Origin of the sequence: Mycobacterium sp. (genome assembly GCF_049281135.1) — a bacterium.
In the GTDB taxonomy this organism is placed as follows: Bacteria; Actinomycetota; Actinomycetes; order Mycobacteriales; family Mycobacteriaceae; genus Mycobacterium.
Map to the genome: position 1 here is coordinate 1 of NZ_JBAPRN010000338.1, position 4,944 is coordinate 4,944.

Here is a 4,944-nt window from a genome sequence, read left to right on the forward strand (position 1 = left end):
GCCACGTCGGCGCCGGCGCGCTGCGCGGTGAGCACCCGGCGGACCGAATCGGTGATCACGTTCACCTGCGGCAAATCAGCCAACGTGGCGCGCGCCGATCGCGTCGCCGACCGCGAGCTGTCGACGCTGACCACCTGCCCCGACTCCCCTACCGCGTCACCCAGGACCGCGGCGAAAACCCCTGCGCCCCCGTAGAGATCCCACGCGGTCATGCCCGGGTCGGGACGTGCCCATTCGCCCACCAGGTTGCTGTACGTTCGGGCCGCGTCACGGTGGGCCTGCCAGAAGGCCGTCACCGGCACCTGCCAGGTGTGCCGCCCGGCACGCTGCACGCCCTGGTAGCTGCCCTCGACCACGTCGGTCGAGTTGCGCCGGCCGTGGCGCACTGTGCGCGCCACATGCCGCTGGCCGTCGTCGTCGACGACGACATGCAGGTGCGCACCCGGCGGCCACGCCACGTCGGTGAGGCCGTCGATCAACTCGGCCGGCAGCTGGCCACAGTTGAGATCGGCGACCAGCTCGTCGCTGCGGTAGCGATGGAAGCCCGCGCGTCCATCAGCCCCGACGTCAAGCCGGATCCGGGTACGCCAGCCGGTCGGACCGGCCGTCGACACCGGCTGGACGGCGTCGTTCCACTGGTAATTACCTAGGCGGGCAAGCTGATTGGATACCACCTCGGCTTTGAGCGCCCGCGCTGCTTCCGGCTCGACGAAGGCCAGATCGCAGCAGCCGGCTCCGTCCACACCCGCAATCGGGCACAGCGACGCCCTTCGGTCGTCCGACGGCTCGATCACCTCGACAGCCTCGGCGTGCCAGTAGGCATCCCGGTCTGCGGTGACCCGCACCCGCACCGTCTCGCCGGGCAGCGCATAGCGCACGAACACCACCCGACCATCGTGGCGGGCGACGCAGCTCCCGCCGTTGGCCGGCGCCCCGACCGTCAACGTCAGTTCCGTGGATTCCGTTGTCAATCGAAAATCCCCCGCCGGGCATCGCCGGGTGCGGCATGCGGATGCAGCGTCTTGAGCCGCTCCGACGAATTGAGTTGCCAGGGAACCGATGTCACCATCACCCCGGACATGAACAGCAACCGGCCCTTCAGCCGCAGCGCGCTCTGGTTGTGCAGCACGTGCTCCCACCAATGGCCCACCACGTATTCGGGGAGAAAGACCGTCACCACGGTGCGCGGTGACTCTTTGCTCACCCGTTTGACGTAATCCAGTATGGGGCGCGTGATTTCGCGATACGGCGAAGCAATGACCTTCAGCGGCACACTGATATTGCTGTCTTCCCAGCGGCGGACCAGCGCACGGGTTTCCATGTCGTCGACGCTCACCGTGACGGCCTCCAGCACATCGGGCCGCGTCGCGCGCGCATAGGACAGCGCACGCACCGTCGGCAGATGCAACTTCGACACCAGCACCAGGGCGTGGTTGCGGCTGGGCAAGACAACGTCTTCGTCATCGGCGTGTTGCTCGATTTCCCGGCTGACGGTGTCGTAATGCTTGCGGATCATCTTCATCAACACGAACAGCAACGTCATGGCCACGACGGCGATCCAAGCCCCCGCGAGGAACTTGGTGACCATGACGACCACCAGCACGGTGCCGGTAGCGATGAAACCGACCGTGTTGACTACTCGGGAGCGCATCATCGTTCGCCGCACAGCCGGGTCGGTCTCGTTGCGCAGCAGCCGAGTCCAGTGCCGGACCATGCCGATTTGGCTCAACGTGAACGAAATGAACACCCCGACGATGTAGAGCTGAATCAGCGCGTTGACTTCCGCCCGGAACGCGATGATCGCCGCCAGAGCGGCCACCGCCAGGAACACGATTCCGTTGGAGAACGCCAATCGGTCGCCGCGGGTGTGCAACTGGCGCGGCAGGTAGCTGTCCTGCGCGAGCACCGAGCCCAGCACCGGGAACCCGTTGAACGCCGTGTTGGCCGCCAGCACCAGGATGAGTGCGGTCACGATGGCAATCAGCAGGAAGCCGATGTGAAAGCTGCCGAAAACGGCTTGGGCGATCTGGGCGACCAGCGTCTTCTGCTGGTAGCCGGGCGGGATGCCGCTCAGCTGCGTGGCCGGGTTGTCGACGATCTGGACCCCGGTCTCCTTGGCCAGCAGGATGATGCCCATCAACAGGCTGACCGCGATCGTCCCGAGCAACAGCAGTGTCGTTGCCGCGTTGCGCGACTTGGGCTTTCGAAAGGCCGGCACCCCGTTGCTGATTGCCTCGACACCGGTCAGCGCCGCACAACCCGACGAGAACGACCGGGCCACCAGGAAGACCAGCGCGAACCCGGTGATCGAGGTGCGTTCGGCATGCATCACAAACCCGGCCGACTCAGCCCGGATCGGTTCGGCCAGCACGTAAATCCGGAACAGGCCCCAGGCGAGCATGGCCCCGACGCCGACGATGAACGCATACGTCGGGATGGCGAACGCAACCCCCGATTCGCGGACACCACGCAGGTTCAGCCCCATCACCAACACGATCGAGAGAACACAGAAAACCACCTTGTGGTCTTCCACGAACGGAATCGCGGATCCGATGTTGGACATCGCTGATGCCGTCGAAACCGCAACGGTGAGAACGTAATCCACCATCAGCGCGCTGGCCACGGTGAGGCCGGCGTTGGGACCCAGGTTGGTGGTGACCACCTCGTAGTCGCCGCCGCCGGACGGGTAGGCGTGCACGTTCTGCCGGTAGCTGGCCACCACGACCAGCATCACCGCCGCCACCGCAACACCGATCCACGGTGCCAGCGAGTACGCCGCGAGACCGGCCACCGAGAGCATCAGGAAGACCTCCTCGGGGGCGTACGCAACCGAGGACAGTGCATCGGAGGCGAACACCGGCAAGGCGATCCGCTTGGGCAGCAGGGTGTGGCTCAGCCGGTCGCTGCGAAACGGCCGGCCCAAAACCAATCGACGCGCCGCGGTCGAAAGTTTGGACACGAGAGCCAAGAGTAAGCGCAACCGCGCCTGCCGGTACGGTTCACTAGACGAGAATGTCTCCCATACCGACTTGCCACCGCGGCTGGTCGGGCCGAGAGGACCTCAAGTGCGAGTGGTTGTGATGGGGTGCGGTCGGGTGGGCTCGTCCGTGGCGGACGGACTGTCGCGAATCGGCCACGACGTGGCGGTGATCGACAGTGAAAGCACCGCGTTCAGCCGGCTGAGTCCAGAGTTCCCCGGTGAACGGGTGCTCGGTTTGGGATTCGACCGGGACGTCCTGCTGAGAGCCGGTATCGAGGAGGCCGACGCCTTCGCGGCGGTGTCATCCGGTGACAACTCCAACATCATTTCGGCCCGGTTGGCCCGGGAAACCTTCGGTGTCCGGCGGGTGGTCGCCCGAATCTACGACGCCAAACGCGCCGAGGTCTACGAACGTCTCGGCATTCCCACCATCGCGACCGTGCCGTGGACCACCGACCGGCTGCTGCATGCTCTCATCCGGGAAAGCGAGACCGCGAGGTGGCGGGACCCGACCGGGACTGTCGCCGTGGTCGAGGTCGTCCTGCACGAAGACTGGGTGGGCCGCGCGGCCACCGATCTCGAGACCGCCACCGGTGCACGGGTGGCATTTCTGATCCGATTCGGTACCGGCGTGCTTCCCGAACCCAAGACGGTCATCCAGGCCGGCGATCAGGTCTACATCGCAGCGATCTCCGGACGTGCGGCCGAGGCCGTGGCCATCGCGGCGTTGCCGCCAAGCGAGGACCTCGAATGAAACGCGCCGACGACGATGCAGAGCGCCGCGATGAGCAGGAGCGGCGCCGATGAAAGTAGCTATCGCCGGCGCAGGCGCGGTCGGCCGCTCGGTCGCCCGTGAGTTGATCGAGAACGAGCACGACGTCACACTGATCGAGCGCAAACCGGAGCACATCGACGTCGACGCCATCCCGGCGGCGCACTGGCAGCTCGGGGACGCCTGCGAAGTGAGCATGCTCGAGTTGGTGAAGCTGCACGAATTCGACGTGGTGGTGGCCGCCACCGGCGACGACAAAGTCAACGTGGTGCTCAGCCTGCTCGCCAAGACCGAATTCGCGGTGCCGCGGGTGGTGGCCCGTGTCAACGACCCCCGCAATGAATGGCTCTTCACCGACGCCTGGGGCGTCGACGTGGCGGTGTCCACCCCGCGGATGCTGGCGTCGTTGATCGAGGAGGCCGTCGCAGTCGGAGACCTGGTGCGGCTGATGGAGTTTCGGAAGGGTCAGGCCAACCTGGTCGAGATCACACTGCCCGACGACACGCCGTGGGGCGGCAAGCCGCTGCGCAAGCTGCAGCTGCCCCGCGACGTCGCGCTGGTGACAATTCTGCGTGGACCGCGGGTGATAGTGCCGCAGGAGGACGAGCCGCTCGAAGGAGGCGACGAACTGTTGTTCGTCGCCGTCACCGAGGCGGAAGAGGAACTGCGTCAGCTTCTGCTACCGCCGGAGTGACGGAGACGGCGTCGATGGCACGCTGTGCCGCCCTGATCGCCAGGAACGTCACCAACGCCGCCACCGCGGCCAGCGGCCAGCCCATCGAAATGCGTGCCACCACCAGCCACCCGGTGTGGTTGCTGTCGTAGAGCACCCGCTGCACCACGAAACGGGCGCCGAACACCAGCACCCAGGTGAGCGTGGCGAGGTCGAAGGCGTACACCGCGCGACGCACCTCGCGCCACTGCCGATCGTGTCCATGCAGCCAGCTCCACAGGTAGCCGACAACCGGCCGGCGGACCAGGATCGACACCGCGAACACCGAGGCCCAGATCAGCGATGTCCAGATGCCGAGCAGGAAGTAGCCTTTGGACTCCCCCAGCATGTAGGCGATCAGCGCGCAGACGGCGACGCCGATGAGCCCGGACACCGCCGGCTGGACCGAATCGCGGCGCACCAGTCGCCACAGCAGGATCAGCGTGGCAACGCCGAGCGCCGCGCCGGCCGCCGCGGCCA

The 4,944-nt window shown here is 66.5% G+C and carries 5 protein-coding genes; 2 read left to right on the forward strand and 3 right to left on the reverse strand.

The features are described 5' to 3' along the window. Both WAN02_RS13695 and WAN02_RS13700 read right to left on the reverse strand, forming a co-directional pair. Positions 1–971 (reverse strand): class I SAM-dependent RNA methyltransferase (locus WAN02_RS13695; protein WP_422264737.1); only part of this gene is annotated, 971 nt, incomplete at its 3' end. Further along, positions 968–2,959, reverse strand: coding sequence for an APC family permease (locus WAN02_RS13700; protein WP_422264738.1), 1,992 nt, complete (start codon positions 2,957–2,959; stop codon positions 968–970). The genes WAN02_RS13695 and WAN02_RS13700, both read right to left, overlap by 4 nt. Positions 2,960–3,065: 106 nt before the next feature. Between WAN02_RS13700 and WAN02_RS13705 the strand changes: the two genes are divergently transcribed. Both WAN02_RS13705 and WAN02_RS13710 read left to right on the forward strand, forming a co-directional pair. Further along, positions 3,066–3,734: a potassium channel family protein gene (locus WAN02_RS13705; RefSeq protein WP_422264739.1), complete on the forward strand. Its 669-nt coding sequence runs from the start codon at positions 3,066–3,068 to the stop codon at positions 3,732–3,734. Between the two features lie 49 nt (positions 3,735–3,783). Further along, positions 3,784–4,446 carry a potassium channel family protein gene (locus WAN02_RS13710; protein ID WP_422264740.1) on the forward strand — a complete coding sequence of 221 codons (663 nt, stop codon included), beginning with the start codon at positions 3,784–3,786 and terminating at the stop codon, positions 4,444–4,446. Here WAN02_RS13710 and WAN02_RS13715 read toward each other — a convergent pair. Continuing rightward, positions 4,397–4,944, reverse strand: a 548-nt coding sequence (locus WAN02_RS13715; protein WP_422264741.1) for a DUF3159 domain-containing protein, incomplete at its 5' end; no start/stop codon positions are given. The genes WAN02_RS13710 and WAN02_RS13715 overlap by 50 nt on opposite strands.